23 protein-coding genes, 1 tRNA gene and 1 pseudogene are annotated in these 19670 nt (G+C 45.0%); 12 read left to right on the top strand and 13 right to left on the bottom strand.

Annotation, left to right across the window (positions count from 1 at the left end; translation table 11 throughout):
- Positions 1–39: 39 nt before the first annotated feature.
- From LRP50_RS12425 to folB, 3 genes are read right to left on the bottom strand one after another with little or no spacing between them, the layout of a single operon-like run.
- Entirely contained in the window at positions 40–843 is an 804-nt protein-coding gene (locus LRP50_RS12425) for an undecaprenyl-diphosphate phosphatase (RefSeq protein WP_274164784.1), read from the bottom strand.
- A gap of 39 nt (positions 844–882) precedes the next feature.
- Entirely contained in the window at positions 883–1368 is a 486-nt protein-coding gene (folK, locus tag LRP50_RS12420) for a 2-amino-4-hydroxy-6-hydroxymethyldihydropteridine diphosphokinase (RefSeq protein ID WP_274164783.1), read from the bottom strand.
- Entirely contained in the window at positions 1365–1724 is a 360-nt protein-coding gene (folB, locus tag LRP50_RS12415) for a dihydroneopterin aldolase (RefSeq protein ID WP_274164782.1), read from the bottom strand. Before folB ends, folK begins: the two co-directional genes overlap by 4 nt.
- A gap of 179 nt (positions 1725–1903) precedes the next feature.
- On the opposite strand from folB, the gene plsY reads away from it, so the two are divergent.
- Positions 1904–2536, top strand: coding sequence for a glycerol-3-phosphate 1-O-acyltransferase PlsY (gene plsY, locus LRP50_RS12410; RefSeq protein ID WP_274164781.1), 633 nt, complete (start codon positions 1904–1906; stop codon positions 2534–2536).
- A 145-nt stretch (positions 2537–2681) separates the two neighbouring features.
- Here the strand turns inward: plsY and tsaD are convergent, their stop codons facing one another.
- The gene (gene tsaD / locus LRP50_RS12405) at positions 2682–3701 is read right to left on the bottom strand and encodes a tRNA (adenosine(37)-N6)-threonylcarbamoyltransferase complex transferase subunit TsaD (protein WP_274164780.1); all 1020 of its coding nucleotides are present in this window, start codon (positions 3699–3701) and stop codon (positions 2682–2684) included.
- 195 nt (positions 3702–3896) lie between these two features.
- Here tsaD and rpsU point away from each other — a divergent pair, with 195 nt between their 5' ends.
- From rpsU to LRP50_RS12380, 5 genes and pseudogenes are all read left to right on the top strand, one after another.
- Positions 3897–4112: a 30S ribosomal protein S21 gene (rpsU, locus tag LRP50_RS12400; protein ID WP_002537656.1), complete on the top strand. Its 216-nt coding sequence runs from the start codon at positions 3897–3899 to the stop codon at positions 4110–4112.
- A gap of 25 nt (positions 4113–4137) precedes the next feature.
- On the top strand, positions 4138–4581 hold the full coding sequence (locus LRP50_RS12395) for a GatB/YqeY domain-containing protein (RefSeq protein WP_274164779.1): 444 nt from the start codon (positions 4138–4140) through the stop codon (positions 4579–4581).
- Positions 4582–4733: 152 nt separating this feature from the next.
- Positions 4734–6488 (top strand): DNA primase, encoded by a 1755-nt coding sequence (gene dnaG, locus LRP50_RS12390; RefSeq protein WP_274164778.1) that lies wholly within the window; start codon positions 4734–4736, stop codon positions 6486–6488.
- Between the two features lie 81 nt (positions 6489–6569).
- Positions 6570–8414, top strand: a pseudogene (gene rpoD, locus LRP50_RS12385) (RNA polymerase sigma factor RpoD); the annotation flags it as partial.
- A gap of 153 nt (positions 8415–8567) precedes the next feature.
- A tRNA-Ile gene (locus tag LRP50_RS12380) sits at positions 8568–8643 on the top strand.
- 226 nt (positions 8644–8869) lie between these two features.
- Here LRP50_RS12380 and LRP50_RS12375 read toward each other — a convergent pair.
- From LRP50_RS12375 to LRP50_RS12350, 6 genes are all read right to left on the bottom strand, one after another.
- Positions 8870–9958, bottom strand: coding sequence for a phospholipase D-like domain-containing protein (locus tag LRP50_RS12375; RefSeq protein WP_274164777.1), 1089 nt, complete (start codon positions 9956–9958; stop codon positions 8870–8872).
- Positions 9959–10277: 319 nt separating this feature from the next.
- The gene (locus tag LRP50_RS12370; RefSeq protein WP_274164776.1) at positions 10278–10487 is read right to left on the bottom strand and encodes a hypothetical protein; all 210 of its coding nucleotides are present in this window, start codon (positions 10485–10487) and stop codon (positions 10278–10280) included.
- A gap of 114 nt (positions 10488–10601) precedes the next feature.
- Positions 10602–12140: a replication endonuclease gene (locus LRP50_RS12365; protein WP_274164775.1), complete on the bottom strand. Its 1539-nt coding sequence runs from the start codon at positions 12138–12140 to the stop codon at positions 10602–10604.
- Positions 12124–12387: a hypothetical protein gene (locus LRP50_RS12360; protein ID WP_274164774.1), complete on the bottom strand. Its 264-nt coding sequence runs from the start codon at positions 12385–12387 to the stop codon at positions 12124–12126. The genes LRP50_RS12365 and LRP50_RS12360 overlap by 17 nt, the downstream gene beginning before the upstream one ends.
- Positions 12380–12622 (bottom strand): helix-turn-helix transcriptional regulator, encoded by a 243-nt coding sequence (locus LRP50_RS12355; protein WP_274164773.1) that lies wholly within the window; start codon positions 12620–12622, stop codon positions 12380–12382. Before LRP50_RS12355 ends, LRP50_RS12360 begins: the two co-directional genes overlap by 8 nt.
- A gap of 87 nt (positions 12623–12709) precedes the next feature.
- The gene (locus tag LRP50_RS12350) at positions 12710–13618 is read right to left on the bottom strand and encodes a hypothetical protein (RefSeq protein WP_274164772.1); all 909 of its coding nucleotides are present in this window, start codon (positions 13616–13618) and stop codon (positions 12710–12712) included.
- A 320-nt stretch (positions 13619–13938) separates the two neighbouring features.
- On the opposite strand from LRP50_RS12350, the gene LRP50_RS12345 reads away from it, so the two are divergent.
- The 3 genes from LRP50_RS12345 to LRP50_RS12335 all read left to right on the top strand — a co-directional run bounded on the left by LRP50_RS12345 (position 13939) and on the right by LRP50_RS12335 (position 16129).
- The gene (locus LRP50_RS12345) at positions 13939–14664 is read left to right on the top strand and encodes a hypothetical protein (protein WP_274164771.1); all 726 of its coding nucleotides are present in this window, start codon (positions 13939–13941) and stop codon (positions 14662–14664) included.
- 95 nt (positions 14665–14759) lie between these two features.
- On the top strand, positions 14760–15644 hold the full coding sequence (locus LRP50_RS12340; protein ID WP_274164770.1) for a hypothetical protein: 885 nt from the start codon (positions 14760–14762) through the stop codon (positions 15642–15644).
- On the top strand, positions 15644–16129 hold the full coding sequence (locus tag LRP50_RS12335; RefSeq protein WP_274164769.1) for a Panacea domain-containing protein: 486 nt from the start codon (positions 15644–15646) through the stop codon (positions 16127–16129). The genes LRP50_RS12340 and LRP50_RS12335 overlap by 1 nt, the downstream gene beginning before the upstream one ends.
- Positions 16130–16131: 2 nt before the next feature.
- Here LRP50_RS12335 and LRP50_RS12330 read toward each other — a convergent pair whose 3' ends face one another.
- Entirely contained in the window at positions 16132–17367 is a 1236-nt protein-coding gene (locus tag LRP50_RS12330) for a site-specific integrase (protein WP_274164768.1), read from the bottom strand.
- Positions 17368–17814: 447 nt separating this feature from the next.
- On the opposite strand from LRP50_RS12330, the gene LRP50_RS12325 reads away from it, so the two are divergent.
- The 3 genes from LRP50_RS12325 to LRP50_RS12315 are packed head-to-tail and all read left to right on the top strand — an operon-like array spanning position 17815 to position 18511.
- Complete coding sequence (locus LRP50_RS12325; protein ID WP_274164767.1) at positions 17815–18072, top strand: bacteriocin immunity protein; 258 nt, start codon at positions 17815–17817, stop codon at positions 18070–18072.
- 24 nt (positions 18073–18096) lie between these two features.
- Positions 18097–18231, top strand: a complete 135-nt coding sequence (locus LRP50_RS12320) for a bacteriocin immunity protein (RefSeq protein WP_274164766.1) — start codon at positions 18097–18099, stop codon at positions 18229–18231.
- A gap of 58 nt (positions 18232–18289) precedes the next feature.
- A complete protein-coding gene (locus LRP50_RS12315) occupies positions 18290–18511 on the top strand; it encodes a DUF7683 domain-containing protein (protein ID WP_274164765.1) in 222 nt (73 codons plus the stop codon).
- A gap of 134 nt (positions 18512–18645) precedes the next feature.
- Here LRP50_RS12315 and LRP50_RS12310 read toward each other — a convergent pair whose 3' ends face one another.
- Together LRP50_RS12310 and LRP50_RS12305 are read right to left on the bottom strand one after the other, a co-directional pair.
- Positions 18646–18969: a hypothetical protein gene (locus LRP50_RS12310; protein WP_274164764.1), complete on the bottom strand. Its 324-nt coding sequence runs from the start codon at positions 18967–18969 to the stop codon at positions 18646–18648.
- 15 nt (positions 18970–18984) lie between these two features.
- Positions 18985–19419 (bottom strand): hypothetical protein, encoded by a 435-nt coding sequence (locus LRP50_RS12305; RefSeq protein ID WP_274164763.1) that lies wholly within the window; start codon positions 19417–19419, stop codon positions 18985–18987.
- Between the last annotated feature and the right edge of the window lie 251 nt (positions 19420–19670).

Here is a 19670-nt window from a genome sequence, read left to right as displayed (position 1 = left end):
ACTAGGCCCTTCTTTTCCTGCTCTATCTGCGCTTAACACTTAGCGCGTAGCAAGAAACGCCATCAAGCCTAGACCCAGCGCAATGCGGTAAATCACAAACGGCTTCATGCCCATGGTGGTCACCAGTTTCAAGAACCAGTGAATACAAATGTAAGCACTGACAAACGACACCGCCACACCCACCATGATAGGTGCCCACATCACAGGCACATCACTTTTCACAAGCCCTAGACCAAGGTAACTACCCGCCAGAACAATGATAGGAATCGACATCAGAAACGAGAAACGCGCCGCTGCTTCACGGGTGTAGCCCAAGTAAAGTGCCATGGTCATGGTTGCGCCAGAGCGTGAAGTGCCAGGAATCATTGCCAATGCTTGCGACAAGCCAATCAACAACGCTGATTTTGGTGTGGTTTTGTATTCATCAATTTCAGATTTTGCATTGTTGTCCACCCACCAAAGCAGAAGGCCAAACACAATACACGTCACCGCAATCACCCACGCCGAGCGCAGATAAATCTCAATGATGTCTTTCATGAACAAGCCAAAGATACAGGCAGGGATCGTCGCCAACGCGATCATCCACGCAAGGGTCGCATCAGATGAACGTTCACCTTTGAAGATCGAACGGAAAAATGCGCCCAGCAATTGAGTGACTTCTTTACGGAAGTAGCCGACAACAGCCAGCAATGTGCCAACGTGAACCGCCACATCAAAAGCAAGGCCTTGGTCTTGCCAGCCGAGAATTTCCGAAGGAAGGATAAGGTGCGCAGAGCTAGAGACAGGAAGGAATTCTGTCAGGCCCTGAATTAAAGCCAGCGCAAAGGCTTCAAACATGCTCATAATGGTTGATCACTTAAGTTATTTATAAATAGGAATTAATCACAAAGAGAAATCAGTTACAGGCCAGAGAGGTTGCTCGTCACTGAAGGTATCCCAAGCTTGCTGATAAGTTTGCGAATCACCGGGGATCACTTGGTCAGGGCAAAGCTCTGCCAACGGCCATAAGGTAAAGGCAAATTTATACACATCTTTTCTTGGTAGCACAGGGCCAGAAGGCTGAGAAAGATCGCCATATGTCAGCAGATCAATATCTAACGTACGATCACGGAACTTCACCGCATTACGCTCACGCCCCCAGCGAGACTCAATCTCTCGCAGCGCAGCCATTATACCTTCAAGGCTTAAATCCGTATGGAGTTCAACGACAAGGTTGTAGAAGTTCGGCCCATCAAAGCCAACCGGCACAGCTTCAAATATGCGAGAGCAACGGCAATTTGGATCGAGCTCCTTTAGCGCAGCGATCCCTTCCGTAATGTGGTGCTCACGTTCAATGTTTGAACCAACACTGACCAAAACCTGAATCACCGCGAGCCTCGCTCAATCACAACACCCACAGAGCGAGCTTGAGGCACAGCCCCCGGCTTAATGACTTTTACACGCACCCAAGGCACAGAGAATTGCGATTGAATCAGCGAGGCAATCTCTTCCGCGACACGCTCAACCAGCAGAAAACGTCCGTTTTCGACAAGGTCAAGAATCGCGCCGCTCACGGCTGAATAATCTAAGGCCAACGCAACGTCATCATTGATGGCTGCAGGTTGGTTGTCATGTGCCATTTCAATATCAAACACCAGTTTCTGTTTGATTTGCTGTTCCCAGTCATACACACCAATGGTGGTGATGACCTCTAGCTGGTCAATAAATACTAAATCCATGTTCACTCAAAAAATTCAGAGGTCGGATACCCATTATGCGCAAAAGCACGTAACATCGCTCCATCATCGCAAAAATTGCTGTGATGCATATACACAAAATTTCTATAAAATTGGATACTTTGTGTCTGGTGCGCGAACTATAGCAAGTTCTCACCGCCCTAGCGAATGTTCAACTGGATGAAAAAATGACCGCACTCGGAATGCTTATGATTGTTGCTGCTTACTTACTGGGTTCTATATCCAGCGCAGTACTGATCTGTCGGCTATACGGTCTTCCCGATCCACGAGAACAAGGCTCAGGAAACCCCGGCGCGACCAATGTGTTTCGTTTAGGCGGGCGATTAGCCGCCGCACTGGTCTTACTCTGTGACATGCTAAAAGGCACAATTCCGGTCTGGGCGAGTTACTTAATGGGCATCAACCCCTTTATGCTCGGTTTGATTGGTATCGCCGCCTGTCTTGGCCACATCTACCCCATATTCTTCCATTTTCGAGGCGGAAAAGGTGTCGCCACCGCCCTTGGTGCCATCGCACCTATCGGCTTAGACCTCACCGGCATGATGTTAGGCACATGGATAGCCACCCTATTGCTAACGGGCTACTCATCGCTTGGCGCACTCATGGCCTCCTTGTTTGCCCCACTCTTTACTTGGTTAGTGAAACCACAATTCACTATGCCAGTTGCCATGTTGTCTTGTCTTATCATCTTCCGTCATCAGGAAAACATTAAGCGACTCCTCAGCGGCTCAGAGCAAAAAGTGTGGAACAAAAAGAAAAGGTCTAACACAGAAGAAGAGCAGGAAGAACAAGAGGGATAGATCCTAGGAAGAGCAGTTCCTAGGGCCTAGAAAAAGAAAAAGCGGCTACTGATAACAGTGCCGCTTTCTACTACTTGGAGCGCCAGTATTGCTCTTGGCTTTTCCTAGGATCTTCTTTTCCTAGCGCCTGCTCTAGCTCTAGCTCTTAACCTTCAACCGGCTTTAGCTGATCAATCGGCCAACGTGGGAATGCTTTCACACCCAAGTCATTATGTTCGCCGTTTTTCAAACGCTGCATACCGGCATATGCGATCATCGCGCCGTTATCCGTACAAAACTCAGTGCGAGGGTAATACACCTCACCGCCGATAGACGCCGCCAACGCTTCCAGTTTCAAACGCAAGAAACGGTTAGCACTTACACCACCAGCAATCACAATACGCTTCATGCCCGTTTGTTTAAGGGCACGTTTCACTTTGATCAAAAGCGTATCTACCACGGCATCTTCAAATGCACGAGCAATGTCCGCGCGGGTCTGATCGTCATTATCGTTCGCAGCAATGGTGTTCGCCGTGAAAGTCTTCAGGCCTGAGAAACTCATGTCCAAGCCCGGCACCGTTGTCATCGGACGAGGGAAGGTAAAGCGCGAGCTATCGCCTTTCTCAGCCAGCTTAGACAGCAGAGGACCACCCGGGTAATCAAGCCCCATCAGTTTCGCTGTTTTATCGAACGCTTCACCAGCAGCATCGTCAATGGATTCACCAAGGATCTGATATTCACCGATCCCTTTCACTTCCACCAACAAAGTGTGTCCGCCAGACACCAACAAAGCGATAAACGGAAACGGAGGTGGGTTATCTTCCAGCATAGGCGCCAGCAAGTGCCCTTCCATATGGTGAACCGCAACCGCAGGCACATTCCACGCATACGCGAGGCTGCGACCAATCGTCGCGCCAACCAACAAAGCACCAACTAGGCCAGGGCCTGCCGTATATGCCACGCCGTCGAGATCTTCAGGGGTTAAACCCGCTTCTTCCAACGTCGCCTTGATCAGTGGAATCGTCTTCTTCACATGATCACGCGAAGCCAGTTCAGGCACTACGCCGCCGTAGTCAGCATGCACCGCTACTTGACTGTACAACTGATGCGCCAGCAGCCCTTTTTCATCATCATAAATCGCCACGCCAGTCTCGTCGCACGATGTCTCGATGCCTAGAATTCGCATAACACCTCAGCTCACTTCGTTGATATTCAATCTGTCGACTCAAAAACAGGCCGCAATATTACATGGGCACGATCAAATTCACCAGTTATGCTTTACAAGCACCCGCTTATCGGATTAGAATTCCGCACCATTTTTAATCAAAGCTGGTCATTTTGTCTCCAGCGATTAACGAACAACCCCTGAGGTGAAAGGCACATGCCAGTAGTTAAAGTACGTGAAAACGAACCATTCGACGTAGCACTGCGTCGCTTCAAGCGCTCTTGTGAAAAAGCAGGTATTCTTTCTGAAGTTCGCCGTCGTGAGCACTTCGAAAAGCCAACTACCGTTCGCAAACGCGCTAAGGCTGCCGCTGTTAAGCGTCACCTGAAGAAGCTGGCTCGCGAGAACGCTCGCCGCGTTCGCCTGTACTAATTACGATTAATACAGGAATTGTGATATGGAATTGATTGCTCGCATTAAGAGTGAACAAATTGTAGCGATGAAGGCGAAAGATAAACCTCGCCTTGGCACAATTCGCTTGATGATCTCTGCAATTAGACAGCAAGAAATCGACGGTCAGAAAACTCTGACTGACGAAGAATCGCTGGCAGTTATCGTTAAGATGGTTAAGCAACGTCGTGACTCTGTATCGCAATACCAGTCAGCGGGTCGTGATGACCTTGCTGATGTGGAACTGGCTGAAATCTCCGTTTTAGAAGAATTCATGCCGCAACCACTCAGCGACGACGAAGTGGACGCAATGGTAAAAGATGCCATTGCAGCCTCTGGTGCGAGCTCCATGCAAGACATGGGCAAAATCATGGCCATCCTGAAACCTCAAGTTCAGGGCCGTGCTGACATGGGTAAGATCAGCCAATTGGTTAAATCCAATCTGGCATAAGGTTTTTACCTAACCCTGCAAACAAGCCGTGCTATCCCGTAGGGAGTGCGCGGCTTGTTCGTATCTTTCCGTTAGTCATTCTTGTTCCTGTCTTCTAATTAGAAGATACTGAATACATTCACGTTTTTTCATTCAAAACACGCACGTAGGTTATGGCAGGAAAAATCCCACGCTCATTCATTGACGATCTGCTTGCCCGACTGGACATTGTCGAGCTCATAGATGCGCGGGTAAAACTTAAAAAGCAAGGCAAGAACTACGGTGCCTGCTGCCCTTTCCATAACGAAAAAACCCCCTCATTCACAGTGAGTCAGGAAAAACAGTTCTACCATTGCTTCGGCTGTGGCGTACACGGCAATGCCATCGATTTTGTGATGGAATTTGACCGGTTAGAATTTGTTGAAGCCATTGAAGAGCTAGCCTCACAGCTAGGTTTAGATGTACCTCGTGAACAGAGTGACGGTGGCGCCCCAAAAGGCCCCTATGCGCGGAGTGACCAAAAACGCGACCTGTACCAGATGATGGGACAGATAGCCCAGTTCTACCAAGGTGGACTGCGCAGCGAAGCGGGAGCAACCGCTATCGATTACCTCAAAGGCCGCGGCCTATCAGGGGAAATCGTGCAAAAATTTGGTATTGGCTTTGTCGCCGACGAATGGGACCAAGTTCGCACACGTTTTGGCAAAGACAATACAAGTCAGCAAGCACTGGTATCAACAGGCATGCTGATCGAAAACGACAATGGGCGTCGCTATGACCGTTTCCGCGGTCGCGTCATGTTCCCCATTCGTGATCGACGAGGCCGAGTGATTGGCTTCGGTGGACGAGTATTAGGTGATGGCACTCCCAAATACCTCAACTCCCCAGAAACGCCTATTTTCCATAAAGGGCGAGAGTTATACGGACTTTACGAAGTGCTTCAAGCACACCGTGAACCCAAACAACTCCTGGTGGTCGAAGGATATATGGACGTGGTGGCGTTGGCACAATTTGATGTCGACTACGCCGTAGCTTCACTAGGTACAGCCACCACCGCAGAGCACATGCAAACCCTGTTTCGACAAACATCGAGCGTGGTTTGTTGCTATGACGGAGACCGTGCAGGGCGAGATGCCGCATGGCGCGCCATGGAACAAGCTCTGCCACATTTAGTTGACGGTCGCCAATTGAAATTCATGTTCTTGCCTGATGGCGAAGACCCGGATTCCATGGTGAGACAAGAAGGCAAAGAAGGGTTCGAACAACGTTTGGCTAGCGCCATGTCCTTGTCAGAATTTCTCTTTTCCACCCTAATGGGACAAGTAGACACCAGCAGTCAAGAAGGCAAAGCCAAATTGACCACGCTAGCGGTCCCCTTGATAGACAAAGTTCCCGGCGGCACATTGCGCCTATATTTACGGAACACCCTAGGGCAAAAGCTTGGCTTACCGGACGAACAGCAACTTGAAAAACTGATCAGCAGACAAGGGCAAGCACAAACACGCAAGCCTCTACCAGAAATGAAACGCACGCCTATGCGTGAAGTCATTACACTGTTATTACAGAATCCTGGGTTTGTTGAATCTGTCCCGCCGCTAGACGGCGTGGAAGAGCTGGGAATGCCCGGTTTAAATTTATTCACTACCATGCTTGAACTTTGCCGTCATCGTCCCAATATTACGACAGGACAGCTGCTCGAACATTGGCGTGGCTCAGATCAAGAAGCATTGTTAGCCAAATTGGCCAGTTGGGAACTTCCCATCAATGAAGACAATGCGTTAGATGTATTTTTAGACTCACTGGACAAAATATTGGCTCAGTGTGTCGCGCAACAAATAGACAAATTACAGGCTCGAGACAGAAGCATCGGCTTATCAGCCGAAGAGAGACGGGAACTATGGCAGTTACTTCAAAGCCGCCCCGACTAGAAAGTAGTCAAAACCTTAGTAATTTGCTAGAATTGGCGGTTTGCGTTTCCGCATACTAAATTCTTCACTCAGACCCGAAGTTGGATATCGTCTATGGATCAAAATCCGCAGTCACAGCTAAAGTTGCTTGTCGCAAAAGGTAAGGAACAAGGCTATCTAACCTATGCAGAAGTTAATGACCACCTACCAGAAGACATTGTCGATTCTGATCAGATAGAAGATATTATTCAGATGATCAACGACATGGGTATTCAGGTAGTGGAAACTGCTCCTGATGCCGATGAGCTGATGATGTCTGAAACTGTAGCTGACGAAGATGCCGTCGAAGCCGCAGCAGCAGCACTGTCTAGCGTTGAATCAGAAATCGGCCGTACAACTGACCCAGTGCGCATGTACATGCGTGAAATGGGTACGGTAGAACTGCTTACCCGTGAAGGCGAAATCGACATCGCCAAACGCATCGAAGATGGTATCAACCAAGTACAGGTTTCGGTTGCCGAATATCCTGGCTCAATTGCATCCCTTCTCGATCAATTCGACAAAGTTGAAGCTGAAGAGCTTCGTCTTACCGACATCATCTCAGGCTTTGTAGACCCAAGCCAAGAAGACATCGCACCAACAGCAACTCATATCGGCTCAGAGCTGACCAATGAGCAGCTAGAGGATGAAGACGATAAAAGCGATGATGACGACGACGAAGAAGAAGAAGACACCGGCATTGACCCGGAGCTAGCGCGTGAGAAGTTCAATGAACTTCGCGTGGCTTACGACACAATGCAAACGGCTATCAACAAAAACGGACGTTTCCACAAAGACACCGCAGAATCAGTTGCAGAACTGTCTGAAGTGTTCAAGCAATTCCGCTTGATACCGAAACAGTTCGATCGTCTGGTTAACGAAATGCGCTCCACCATGGACCGTGTTCGTACACAAGAGCGCCTTGTTATGCGCCTGTGTGTTGACCAAGCAAAAATGCCTAAGAAAACCTTCGTCCAACTCTTTGGCGGAAACGAATCTTCTGACAACTGGCTGGATGCCGCACTAGCGTCAGAAAAACCATTCGTTGACCGTCTAAAACTATACGAAGAAGATCTGCGTCGCTGCGTACAGAAGCTGAAAATCATCGAAGATGAAACCGGCCTGAACGTAGAACGCATCAAAGACATCAGCCGTCGCATGTCAATCGGTGAAGCGAAAGCACGCCGTGCGAAGAAAGAGATGGTTGAAGCGAACTTGCGTCTGGTTATTTCTATCGCGAAGAAATACACCAACCGTGGCCTGCAATTCTTGGATCTAATCCAAGAAGGTAACATCGGCCTAATGAAAGCGGTAGACAAGTTCGAATACCGTCGTGGTTACAAGTTCTCCACGTACGCAACATGGTGGATCCGTCAGGCAATCACCCGTTCAATCGCAGACCAGGCGCGTACAATTCGTATCCCTGTTCACATGATTGAAACCATCAACAAACTGAACCGTATCTCACGTCAGATGCTTCAGGAGATGGGCCGTGAGCCACTGCCAGAAGAATTGGCAGAGCGCATGCAAATGCCAGAAGACAAGATCCGCAAAGTGCTGAAGATCGCCAAAGAGCCAATCTCCATGGAAACACCGATCGGTGATGATGAAGATTCGCATCTAGGTGACTTTATCGAGGATACCACCCTCGAGCTGCCAATGGACTCAGCGACAATGAACAACCTCCGCATGGCAACCAGCGAAGTACTTGCTGGCCTAACGCCACGTGAAGCGAAAGTTCTGCGTATGCGCTTCGGTATCGACATGAATACCGACCACACGCTGGAAGAAGTCGGCAAACAGTTTGACGTAACGCGTGAGCGTATTCGTCAGATTGAAGCGAAAGCACTGCGTAAGTTGCGTCACCCAAGCCGCTCAGAAGTTCTGCGCAGCTTCTTGGACGAATAATCCACACGGGTTAAGCAACAAAAATGAGAAGGCGAGCACAGCTCGCCTTTTTCATATCCAAGAAATGGTTTAAGTGGCTAAAATCCATACTGATTAGGGTATGGTTGCGTCTAGACACCTCGCCCACCATCCCCTATAATCATTCGCCTACATGGCCCCTTAGCTCAGTGGTTAGAGCACTCGACTCATAATCGATTGGTCCCCAGTTCAAGTCTGGGAGGGGCCACCATATACAGCAAGGCCTGAGCGGTTAGTAGCCACTCAGGCCTTTCGCGTTTTTTAGCTCTGTGTAGCACCTGTGTAGCAGATTTTTGCTATAACAGACGCTCGTTATAGCAGGATTGTAGAAGAATCATTGTTACTTTTCTGGATTGCATTCCTGACTGCTATCCAGTCAAAGATCTAACCTTGCGGTTAACCAAGGTAGTGTCATTGCGATTAATGCCCTCCCCTTTTCACTCACACTCTCTAATTTTATGGATCAGAAATTCTCCAAACTCTTTAGTAATTTGCACTTTATCATTGCCAAAGTTGAGCGTCCCAAGAGTGTAATTTCCCGACATAGTCACAGGGGTGGTTGGGTATAGTTTCCTAAATTCCTCCAATGCATCATTTCTTTTAATATCATGTGCCCACCAAGACGCACCGAACTTCTCACTCTGGTTTTGACCTTCCATGTACCATGGCCAACGCTCTTTCCAATGCTCTTGTTGAATCTCTTGCTCTGTTACATGAAGCAAACTGCCAGTGACCTTGAAATAACTTAGTAAAGAGCCACAGCCTACACCAGCGGTAATCACAACATCCCCCTTACTTACACCCTTAGGTTTTTTCTTTGAGAAATGCAGGTTCTGATGAAAAGCAGAAAAGTCTTGTCGTTCTTCTAGCAGAACTGGAATCTCTCTTGTTCCAATAGGTTTTAGAAAGAAAAGAGGCTCTTTATAACTATCGCTATCGGATGAATATACTCTTTGCAGGATATCTATATCGGCTTCTGGCAACGTCATTTCCCATGCTTTCTGTGACCGATATTGATCAACAAACATCTCAGCTTTTGTTAGCTGATTAAGCGTCAATTCTTTAAATTCGATAGCTTCAAAAACTTCATCTATTAGGCTATCTAGTTCTTCACTGTGCTCAGTCAAAATACCCCATTCGTGATTTATACATAGCCCGCTATTAGTGAAATTTGCAGAGGTAATGATCGCACGATGTTTCCCTACGTTAGTAACGACATAGGTTTTTCCATGAAGGCTATTGTCTATATGGACTTTGACTTTCATATTTGGATTTTTGGAACCAAAATAACGCAAAAAATCAATAAGTTGTCTTGGTTTGGTCAATTGCTCAGGGTCATTTGGCTTAAACGTAGTTACCAACTCGACACTACTGACAGATTTAAAGTTAAGTCTAGATAGAAACTTCGTCATATCTGATGCCAAGTAAGGTGAGGTTATCAGTAGTCTTTCGCCTCCTGAATCAATCAGCTTCTGTAGCTCCTCTAAGTGAGAGCCCGCTATATTTGATACGAGTTTCAGTGACATTAGATATCCTTTCTCGGTTTTGTATGATGATTCATTGCCTTAGGGGCTAATAATACAATGCCTCAAAGCGAATAGCATACGACGACAAGTTTAGATCCACCTTAGTATTTAACTGAAAAAGTCAGGTTGCTGAACATTAAGACTTTAGGTGGCTACAGAGGAAGTGATTCGCTTTCAATCGCGAATTATACGTGGATGACCCGCAATATGGAGATGCACTCGCAACGCTTGAGAAAGAAGCTATTTGCCTTTTTGAGAGCAAAGAGGAAGCGAGAAAATTTAGGCTTGGATTACTATTGCAAACTCAAGCCTTGCTCACCTAATCGAGCTTATCTTTATTTTTGTCTATAGCTTGCTTTAGCTCATCATGAGTCAATCTCGTTTTCCCCAAGCTCTTTTTCTGCTGATCTCCTATGCCTTTTAATGCTTTTCGATTTTCTTCTGTTTGTCGCTTTCCTGCATTTTTCAGACGATTATTCAGTTCATAATCTTCACTGAAATTTACAAGCTTTTTGTCTTTTGAGGCCATGACCTATCTCCGTTAATTACATCAACATTATTATGCAAAAAATATCATATTGATTATCCAGTTTGCGTCACAGTACAGTTATTCACAGAACTCCAAGTAAAAGCACATTTGCCACTAGGACAAATGCCACTCGTTGACGCGGGTAATGATGGTTTTCCCGCCTGCTGAGATACCTTTGAGTACCTTTAAAAGCTCCTCGTCGCTGTACATGGAGCTTTTTACCTCTCCCGTCGCGTAATCCACACTGAGTTCGTAATGCGGCGCGATAGCTTGCTCTGTGCGCTTACAGAACACCCCGCCCATTAGTGCCGTGTAGGATTTCCAGCAACCGTTATCCGCCGCTTCGTGAATGTCTGTGACTAACTTACTTTCGCCCATCATTTCTTTCAGGCGGCGCAATTCACGCCACACGGTGACGGAGCAACCGCCGAGTTGTTGAAACTGGCGAATGCTCCAACAGGCCGCCCACGCTTCCACCCTTGCCGCTGCGCATTTTGGGTCTTCACCATAAACGCCCGCTTCTAGGTTTTCGCCGTCGATGTTCTTGGAAATGTATTTGGCGATATAACCCGTTGCTGAACCCTTGTTAGGGTCTATCTTCACTTCTGTGAAACGGTGTCGATCTGCGCCTGCTTCGTCGCCATCTTCGCGTAAGTTGTATTCACGCATGGTATCTATCAACACGTCATAATGCCTTGGCTCAACGAACAACAATAAATGCCAATGCGGTGTACCGTCGTGTTGCGGCTCTACGACGCGAAAACCATAGAAACGCACCTCTTCACGTTGAAGTTTGGCGCGAATGAGCTTCCAAATGTCGTTTAGGTAGGCTTGCGCTTCGGCGGGTGTGTAACCGCCCCACTTCGGGTTTTCATCGCCAGTGGTGGCGTAACTTCGGTGATACTTTGAGGGGCAAGTCAGGGTTAAAAACGTGGCTGAATGGCCGAGTTCGTTAGCAAGGTCTTCAAAGCCACGCGCACGAACCATCAATTCCATTTTGCGGATTTTCGGATCAGACACACCCTTTTGCGAAAGCTCCAACAGGCTAAAGCTTTGGCCTAGTTGATTGGTGGCTATCGTCTTTTCAAGGTATTGCGCTTGATGAAACTTTTGTGCGGTTCTGGCTTCAAGCGTTTCATCTGAACAGTAAATAGCTCTTACACGGGTAACTTGGTTCAAATGACGCATCACGGTTTCAATGTTCTTTCGCAATGCCTTGCGAAGTTTACGCAGCCACCATGATTTATCAGAAAGCCTTCTTAGCCTTCCCTCTAACGTGTATTTGTTTTCATCTGGCGGCTCAAAGCCAAAGCTCAAGCATAGCGCATATAGGGCATTGATAGTTTCATCCTCTGCGCCATACAAAGTGCGACGAATAGATAACGCAGCATCAACCAGCGCTTCCGCTTCTTCGCGCAGTTCATCTTCTGAAATATTGAGGTTGAGCTTTTCGGGGGAAACCGTCAGCTTTGAAACAAGGCTATCAACCGTTTCACGAAGGTCAGTATTGCGGGTGAAAGCGTCTGAAATAGCGATATAACGTTTAAAGAGAATGCGTTGCGCTTTCGGTGGCAAACGGCAAAGCCGTTCCTCCACGAACGGCCTGTCGAATCTATCCAGTGTTTCGTATTCTTCCTCAGTGATTGGAGACATTGAGTGCCCTCCCTTTCTGAGTCAGTTCAAACACATCACGTTTAATGCCATAAGGGAAAATAGTTCGGTAGGTGATCAGCCCTTCTCGATACAGTTTCAGCACGGTACGAGGGTTCAACTTAATATCGAAGCCTTTAGAGCCAACGTAACCCGTATTATTCACGCGGTAATCAGCACAAAGTTCAAACCAATGCCCGTCTTGCATGGCTTTAATGATGCTTGTTAGGTATGGATTTAACTTAAGCATGAACACCCCCATCACAAATGAGTTGGGTGTACTTACGTTGGTTATCGAGCCATTGGTCGAGATCTTCTTTAAGGTAACGGACTGCGCGACCGATTTTGATAAACGGTGGCGCTTCGGTGCGGTTTTCGCGGTGGCCTTCCATGCGTGATTGACGCAGAAAGGAACGGCTCATGCCGATATAGGCGGAGGTTTCTTGCTCTGTGTATGCGCGTTTGTGGGTGTATTCAGTTTGCATTTGGGTATCTCCCTTTGTTGGTTGGGAGATACCGTAAGTGTCCCGATCACGTCGGGAAGATAATCGGGAAGATGGTCGGGAAGGTTTTTAACTTTTCCCTTTTCTTACCTCTGAAAGCAGGTTTTGAAAGGTTTTATATTTGGTAATTCGCACTGTGTCTTGTTGACCAAACCATTCGATTTCATCATTGTTCATCGTGCTAATCAGGCTATCCACATCAATCTGTTTGGCATCGATTTGATGATCCCGTTTGATTAGGTTCCATACGGTTCGCGCATTGGCATCGGCATTGCCAATAATCGCTTTGCTGATCATGATTTTGAGGGGATGAATTTCAACATCACTCGTATCAATAGCTTTTTGGCTTTGAAGCCCGTCTTTAGTGGTTTCCAGACCGAATACTTCGGTCACTAACTCTAAATCAAAACGAAGCTGATCTCTCGAAATCTCCAGTTCATTTGTCGTCAATTCCACATCAGTATCTTTGAACGCCCTCATTAAACCACTAACGCTGAAATCTCCGTGCTCATCTTTGAAAATATTCTTATCCTTAAGCGCATCGATTCCTCTATCGCTAAGCACTGTTTGTGTTCCAATAGACGCAAACGCAAAAAATGGAGCTGTCGGTTTTTCGCATAAACTGACACTGCTAAACCTTACGAGGCTCGCGTCTGGGTGTTCCTTTGATACACTTCTCCAGTTTTTCACAAGATCAGGCTCAAGAATAATCGCTCGGTGCATTTTCGTTTTAGGTGATAAAACAGAGTCAATTGACTGTTGCAGAGAAATACCAACTACTCCTCTGTAATCAAAAAGATTTGCCAACGCTTTACTAGTAGCGCCGTTTTTACCACCGGGGATTGCACCAAGCGCTATCGCATCTATCCACACGCAAAGCTGCATTTCTCCTCTTTCGACCACATCAAGCAAATCGCCTTTGGTTAGAGGTGTTACGTCAGAGATCTCATCTAAGCGGTAAAAGCGTCTTTTCAGCATCCTTGCTTACTTCCTATTCGGTATAACTAACCTATAGGTTAAACAAACCGAACACGGTTGATCAGTATGGATAGTGAGAAGCCAAGTTTTTAGCGGTTTCGTTCGGTTACCTAACCGAGCAAGTGCTAGAACCATGCTCTGTTAGAAGCTAGTGTTTATGCGGCTTCGTCGGTTAGCAGACCGAATATTCTTAGCAATGCTTTTAATTGTTCTAAAGGTTCAAGGCACCAAAGTATAAGACCTTTAAGTTTGGGGGGTGAACTTGTATCCATCTGGAGTATCGACGAATTTTTTCAAAAATCTAAGTTAATCGTAACGTTATGTTAGGGGCTGCAGTTAGAGAAGTGTCGAAGACAAGCATTGCGTTAGCTAATTTTGAGAACTGTATCCATAACCATTATTTTTGTATTGAATTGAAACACTATATATTTAGTATTCAGCACAAAATTCAATCTAAAAATGCAAAAGAAATTTTTGACCCGAGACTAAAGATGCCGACAAGTTTTATGAGTGAACACTCCGCAGAATTTGCGTTGGTTCCGAGCATGCGAACATTGCTGAAGAAGAGCTTTTCAACTGTAATTCCAATTTATCCATGGCTCTCAAGAGAGTTTGGAAGAAAATCTCAAAACTATAATGATATAGGTGAATTTAAAGTTATTGCTTTATTTCCAAGGAGACCCAAATTAATAAAGAAAGATATCCTCTTCACTATCAATCATGAACTCATTGAGTATAGTAATGAAGCAAGCAAGCATGGGGTTTTAACTATAGCTGGACTTCCATTAGTTAGGAGTTTACTTGAACTTGATCAGTATCCAGAGTGTTTATGGTTTGAATTAACTACTGCACGAAGCGGCCTACAAAGTACGTATGATGCAGAAACGTATAGACTATCTGAAAGTGTGATCCTATCGATATTAAAAGACAGCAAAGTTCACACAATGAGCAGTCTTGAAAACTTCGTAAGACATGTTAAGCACATTACCTCAACTGGATTTTTTGGTGCAAAATACAAACCTGTATTTTTTTTAGTCAAAGAATAGAAATACTCCACATTTCATTTCAAGTTCACCTTCGTGGTGACCACTTTATCTGATAGCATCGTGCGAGAAGGCTAGAAAAAAGTACGGACAATCAATTGGATATACCAAAAGCACTACTAACCAAAACACAGCGTTTTTTCTATAAAGCAACCTCTTACAGCTTAGCGCCCGCGATACTTAGTCCCTTTGCCTTTGGCTACATAGGCATCCCTGGGGATATTCAAATAATGATTCGTAGGTTAGTTATCCCCGAGTCACAACGAGCGAAGGCACTTGAGATCTTTTCCTTGGAACAGTGGTTTCTGGGGCTATTTATTATTGCAGTAGTCACGATGCTATGGGGGACTTTCGGCCTTGGTTACAGGCATTACCTTTTAAAGAGAATCATTGCCCTGACAGACAAAGAAAACTTTGAACTGAAACAAAGACTTAATAGTAATACCGTTGATTATTATGAATTTTTTAGTAGATTTATATTCAACAGTTACTACTCAGCACTTCAGCTTACATCGAACGAGCGGATCAGTCTGTACAGGCTCGACATGGATCATTTCCTATGTGTTGGACGATACTCAGATAATGAAATCTATAAACAGAAGCCAAGTCGTTTGTACCCCAAGAATCAAGGTTGCATATCTCGAGCTTGGCAAATTGGTAGTAGTCAGCACGTAAGCAAATTTTGTCCCGAATCAGAAATTGATCAGTGGGTAGCAGAGCATGTTAGTGACTTTGGTTTTGAAGAGTCGACATTAAGAGAGATGACAATGAAAAGTCGTTCTCTAAAGTGCATCCGTATTCAAGATGCAAACAACAACAACATAGCCGTCATAGCTTTTGAGTCTGTAAACCAAGATGGCTTACCAATTGGAAAAATTGAGCGTAAGATGAATGAGCGAGAACGCAAAAGCTTATGCCATTTGTTAGAGGCTCTGGAAAGTCACATACCAAGCTTGCAAAACGCTAGTTCGGAGGGTTTTTAATGGAAAATTTAATCTTAGATATCATCAAGTACATATTAGCTGTTTACCCGCACAAAGATGATCTTTCTGCATCTCGTCTAACAAAAATGTTGTATCTAGCCGACTGGAAATCCGCCATACAAAATGAAAGCCAGTTGACGAATGCAAAATGGTATTTCAACCATTATGGACCATATGTTGATGATTTTGTTGAATTAGCCAAGAAAGACAAAGAAATTGATGTTATAAAAACATGGACTTCTTTTGGGGGGCAAAAGCAGCTTTTCAAACTGAAAAGTGACTATCAAAACAAACATTACGACTTAACTGATCAGTCAAAAGAAATCGTAAACTTCGTAATCCAAAAGACACATGAGAAAAGCTACGAGGACTTTATTAAGCTCGTATATTCAACCTACCCAATCATATCAAGCTCAAGATATGACGAGCTTGATTTGGTACCCAAAGCTTTAGAATATAAACAAAATTTTCATACGCAACACTAATATCATCCGATCAAACTAACAGCCGCTGCCTTATGTTCAGGCGCTAAGTGCGCATACCTTAGCGTCATCTTAAGGTCTGAATGGCCTAACAGCTCTCGGACTGTGTTCAAGTCTACCCCCGCCATCACCAGCCTACTCGCAAAGTGGTGGCGGAGGTCATGAAAGTTAAAGCCTTGAATCTGTGCCAAATCCAGTACCGTCGCCCATGGCTTTTTCACTTCTTTCAGTGGTACGCCGTTTTTCCCTTCAAACACATACCGCGATGTTTGATTTTGCTCCCGCCAGCTTGTTAGCGCGTTGTAAGCTTCGTTGTTCAGCGGAACAATTCTCCCCTTCTTTGATTTGGCATTGCCGCCGCGCACTTGCACATACCTTTCACTAAACGATACGTCTGACCATTCAAGACTTAGCATTTCACCACGGCGGAAGCCTGTGTTCATGGCAAGCAGGATTAACGGCTCGACGTAATCAACGAACGTTACATCATCCAAGCTTGGGTACTTTTCGTAATTGCGTATTTCCCTATGGTTATTGGCAGAGCGGCGAGCAAGACGGATATTCCAATCTCGCTCTTTAATGGCATGACGTAACCGTTTTTCTTCGTTGTCATTGAGGTAACGAACGCGGGTATTGTCGGCTTTAATGGTTTTCACTTTGCTCAATTCGTGGGAATCAATCAGCCCCCACTCCACCGCACGTGATAACGCGCCTTTGAGTGTGTTAACGGAATCATTAATTGTGGCGGCGGCTTTTCCCTTTTGGCGGCGTTCGCTTCGCCACCTCTCAATCTCCCATGCGGTAATTTGATCGAGCTCTTTATCCATCAAAAAAGCAAAATGGCTCTTTAGGTGTTTGATTATGCGATGTGCGGTTTTGGGGTTTCGTGTCAGCAGGAACGGCAAATAGCGTTCATCAAGGTAGGTCGGTAATTTGATGTGTTTTCGGCGTTGGGCTTCTTGGCGGACTTTCTTCTTAATGTCTTGAACGTCGTTACCTTGTGCCACTTCACCCACTTTCGCTTTGGCGAGATCTCGTGCTTGTGTCGGAGTGATATCGTTGGCGTTACCCAACTTATAATTGACTTGTTTACCCTCAAAGCGATAAAACAGGTAGTAGAAGATGCGACCCGTTGAAGAAATCCGCGCATGAAAGCCGAGAATTTCGGTGTCATTGATCCGCTTATCTTCGACTTTAAATTGCTTGATACTGGTCGTGGTGATCTTCTTTTTTATGGGCATATTGATCTGCTTCCTTGCACTTAGCCGCTCGCTCTGTGTAGCACATATGTAGCAGATTCATCATATTCCCATGAATTTCCGTGAACAAGGAAAAACAAAATATATTTCACAAGTAATTGAATATAAATAGATTAATTGTACATTCCGGTTCATTGGCGTTCATGCAAATATCCACCTAAAACCGTCTCATAATCGCATGGTCCCCAGTTCAAGTCTGGGAGGGCCACCTTTCATCTTCATCCGCCGCGTTTGAGCCTAAAGCCTCGTAACAATGAAACTGATAAATTTATACTTTTCGTAATGTGTGTGTCCCACTTAATTCTTATTCGCCGCTTATTCGGCATTAGTCGATACGATGACTACTTTAATCAGAGCCCTCGCTTGAAAAGATCGAGATATAACAAGTACCATCGTGGCACCCAAAAGACCATACAAAGATTCGCGCAAATGAAAAATAGCTTACTGGACTATACAGAGCAGGAGTTTTTAGACCTACTAGTGAACTCATATGATGATGACTTCCCTGATGATGACTTGGATAGGCTGGTTTATTTTTTTAACCAGAGTATCGCGCACCCACGAGGTAGCTCCCTACTCACACACCCAACAATAGTGGGTATTGAAGACTCACCAGAGGCAATTATCGCTGAACTCAAAAGGTGGTATACAGAACAAGGGAAACCTTGTTTCAAGGAAGATATTTAGCAAACATCTGATTACACATAGGAGATGGTTGTGCGACTTCTAGCTAAAATATTCAAATCCGATACTTCAACAGAAAAAGAGGATAGCACTCCAGAAAGCATTGTACGTATCGTTAAAGAGTGGAGAGCATCACAGGGCTTATCTGGATTTACACAATAGTCACCTTCAGGTATTCGCGACAATTTTGGATTAATATCAGGTACGTTGGAAAAGTAATATGTTTGAACTCGATTTTTTTGACAAAAAAACTGAAGCGTTACTCGAAGAATACACCTTAACCACGCTCACCCCTGAAGACGTTCACCGAATATTTGGTTTTCATTTGGAAGGGAACTGCGCTGATGTTGACCTTGAACAACTCGCACAAATAGAGCGCATTGTAGGAAAGTCATTCAACAGTGAAGGAAAAAACATCTTTATCTGTGAAACCCAAGGCTAGAAGCCTTTACGCATTGAAGGTAAAGGGTTACAACTACACGAATCATACCAATTATTAGTAGCTCAGACCTGACAGACTCCCTTTCGAGTTGTTATATTTAAATAGTGAATAATGACAAATTCACTGAGGAAATGTTACTCAAACTCGACTTGGTAAACCACTTGTTCATCGTTGAGTTTCAGACACAATTGTGAAATATATAAACAGCCTTCTTTTACGAAAGGCTTACTTCCTGTGACATCAAGTTTTATAATATCTCTAACTTCGTTGATGCTTTTTCCTACCAGGTTTTCATTCGCGACTATAATCGCCTGATTCAACGCATCGATAGTATACTCGTAACTGGCATTGTGGTAGGTCATCGTCACACCATGATTTATCGCTGAATGGACAAAGACAAATAGCCAGAGGACGTTAGTGATTATAAGAGTGACGATTAAAGCAATGACCTTTTTCATACTAGCCTCCATGAACTATCTTTTTATTCTTGCCTTGCTATTAGAATCAATTATTTTCAACTCACTAATTTTACGGAAGTTAAAATATATGGCGAAGATGCATAGTACGAATGCAAGTGCGAAAAACACATTAGTTTTCAATGGGCCCTCATGCATAAACCATTCATAAATCACAATAATTACCGTAAAAAACCAAAACTGAACGTTTCTTTTCTTTGATTTTATTTTATAAGACAGATATTCAGGGAAAACCTTCAATCGACCGATGGGAGAGTTTTCAAAAACCTCAATATTATGTTGAAAAAAACGCTCTGCCCTATCTATCTGCTCCTGACAATTTTCAGAGCAAACAGCGCCATTCCCAGTATCAATAGCACACTCAAGACATATTCCCTTAAGGCACGCTTTACAAAGCCCTTTTGCTAAAACGTCATGTTGAAAGCATTCCAATGCTGTCTCCCCTTTATCATTGACACAGCGAACCGTTAAACTCTAGATTGAAAGCGATGATTATTTCTACCAAAGGCATAGGTTAATAGTCGCCCCTGTTTTGTCAACATGAAAAAATGGCTATTGTATGAATAGTGATGTTTCGCAATTCCAATCCAAGTATTTCATCCTCCCCTTAACTTAACGCGATTTTCATCCCACCACCCAGTCGCAAAAAAGATAAAAATCCAAAAAATATTTCTCAGATTTAG

Origin of the sequence: Enterovibrio gelatinilyticus, assembly GCF_028683095.1 — a bacterium.
Classification (GTDB): Bacteria; Pseudomonadota; Gammaproteobacteria; order Enterobacterales; family Vibrionaceae; genus Enterovibrio; species Enterovibrio gelatinilyticus.
Note: the sequence above shows the minus strand (reverse complement) of the source record. Positions and strands in the feature narration are given on the sequence as shown.

What these genes read in the sequence shown, in the direction of transcription:
- LRP50_RS12350 (WP_274164772.1), bottom strand. Translation starts at nt 13,618, where the DNA reads ATGCTGAAAAGACGCTTTTACCGCTTAGATGAGATCTCTGACGTAACA.
- LRP50_RS12370 (WP_274164776.1), bottom strand. Translation starts at nt 10,487, where the DNA reads ATGGCCTCAAAAGACAAAAAGCTTGTAAATTTCAGTGAAGATTATGAA.
- tsaD (WP_274164780.1), bottom strand. Translation starts at nt 3,701, where the DNA reads ATGCGAATTCTAGGCATCGAGACATCGTGCGACGAGACTGGCGTGGCG.
- LRP50_RS12365 (WP_274164775.1), bottom strand. Translation starts at nt 12,140, where the DNA reads ATGTCTCCAATCACTGAGGAAGAATACGAAACACTGGATAGATTCGAC.
- LRP50_RS12360 (WP_274164774.1), bottom strand. Translation starts at nt 12,387, where the DNA reads ATGCTTAAGTTAAATCCATACCTAACAAGCATCATTAAAGCCATGCAA.
- LRP50_RS12330 (WP_274164768.1), bottom strand. Translation starts at nt 17,367, where the DNA reads ATGCCCATAAAAAAGAAGATCACCACGACCAGTATCAAGCAATTTAAA.
- LRP50_RS12335 (WP_274164769.1), top strand. Translation starts at nt 15,644, where the DNA reads ATGGAAAATTTAATCTTAGATATCATCAAGTACATATTAGCTGTTTAC.
- LRP50_RS12395 (WP_274164779.1), top strand. Translation starts at nt 4,138, where the DNA reads ATGGAATTGATTGCTCGCATTAAGAGTGAACAAATTGTAGCGATGAAG.
- plsY (WP_274164781.1), top strand. Translation starts at nt 1,904, where the DNA reads ATGACCGCACTCGGAATGCTTATGATTGTTGCTGCTTACTTACTGGGT.
- LRP50_RS12345 (WP_274164771.1), top strand. Translation starts at nt 13,939, where the DNA reads ATGTTAGGGGCTGCAGTTAGAGAAGTGTCGAAGACAAGCATTGCGTTA.
- LRP50_RS12375 (WP_274164777.1), bottom strand. Translation starts at nt 9,958, where the DNA reads ATGTCACTGAAACTCGTATCAAATATAGCGGGCTCTCACTTAGAGGAG.
- LRP50_RS12315 (WP_274164765.1), top strand. Translation starts at nt 18,290, where the DNA reads ATGTTTGAACTCGATTTTTTTGACAAAAAAACTGAAGCGTTACTCGAA.
- dnaG (WP_274164778.1), top strand. Translation starts at nt 4,734, where the DNA reads ATGGCAGGAAAAATCCCACGCTCATTCATTGACGATCTGCTTGCCCGA.
- LRP50_RS12310 (WP_274164764.1), bottom strand. Translation starts at nt 18,969, where the DNA reads ATGAAAAAGGTCATTGCTTTAATCGTCACTCTTATAATCACTAACGTC.
- rpsU (WP_002537656.1), top strand. Translation starts at nt 3,897, where the DNA reads ATGCCAGTAGTTAAAGTACGTGAAAACGAACCATTCGACGTAGCACTG.
- LRP50_RS12320 (WP_274164766.1), top strand. Translation starts at nt 18,097, where the DNA reads ATGGTTGTGCGACTTCTAGCTAAAATATTCAAATCCGATACTTCAACA.
- LRP50_RS12325 (WP_274164767.1), top strand. Translation starts at nt 17,815, where the DNA reads ATGAAAAATAGCTTACTGGACTATACAGAGCAGGAGTTTTTAGACCTA.
- LRP50_RS12425 (WP_274164784.1), bottom strand. Translation starts at nt 843, where the DNA reads ATGAGCATGTTTGAAGCCTTTGCGCTGGCTTTAATTCAGGGCCTGACA.
- LRP50_RS12355 (WP_274164773.1), bottom strand. Translation starts at nt 12,622, where the DNA reads ATGCAAACTGAATACACCCACAAACGCGCATACACAGAGCAAGAAACC.